This is a genomic window from Lachnoclostridium sp. Marseille-P6806 (genome assembly GCF_900625025.1).
Lineage (GTDB): Bacteria > Bacillota > Clostridia > Lachnospirales > Lachnospiraceae > CAG-791.
On the sequence record NZ_LR130611.1, the window covers coordinates 1 to 822 of the forward strand.

At 47.1% G+C, this 822-nt stretch carries 1 protein-coding gene; it reads right to left on the reverse strand.

The window, feature by feature from the left end; translation table 11 throughout:
• Positions 1–542: IS110 family transposase (locus tag E0E20_RS13780; RefSeq protein ID WP_130838737.1), on the reverse strand; the 542-nt coding region annotated here is incomplete at its 3' end.
• Positions 543–822 lie beyond the last annotated feature (280 nt).

Genomic DNA, 822 nt, shown 5'->3' on the forward strand with positions numbered 1-822 from the left:
CATTTTTCGCTTCCGTCAGAGCGAACAGGGCTGTCAAACAGGGCGTTTGCGCCTGGATAAGTCAGATCCAGAAGAGAAATAAGATTGTTCTTCAACGAGACTTTTTGCTGCATAAAAAAGTGGAACTGTGTATTCAATGTTTTCAGTTGTGTGCGAGTGGTATCCATAACAGAATGCTGACGCAGGTTTTCCCACCTGTCAAGAGTATACTTGGCGATTTTTTTAGCATCTGCAGGATCTGATTTAACTTTACGGAGGGGGTTCTCGTCACTGTCGTGATGCTTGATTAAGCTGGGATTTACTGCAGAGACAAAGATACCGGCATCCAGAAAGGCTTTCAGGATAGGCTCATGGTAATGGCCGGTTGTTTCCATGACGACCCTGGTTTCACCATCTAATCCTCTGACATAAGAAACCAGATCATGAAGACACTTGACCGAGTGAGTAACAGGGAAAGGTTTACGCACGATTTCGCCTGCAGGTCGTAGGACTGCAACAGTGCTTTTGCCTTTCGAGACATCAATACCAACAGCGTTCAACATAGGACACACCTCCAAAGATAGATTTGCAGTGGGCCAATCATTCCTCATTGCTTATTCAATCTCCTGGGGATCAAGCGAACGCACAAGACGCGGTTCAACCTACGTAAACCGAACAGCTGCGAATGAGTGGCTGGCAGACAGGCTTTCCAACGGACGCGGGGTCCAAGGAGGAATCCGTCCGAACCAATGCCACTACATTCTAACAGCTTAAGCAACGAGCGGATCATATCCCAACTGGCTGTTGGGGGTATGACCACTACATCTTTTATATTAGGAGGAG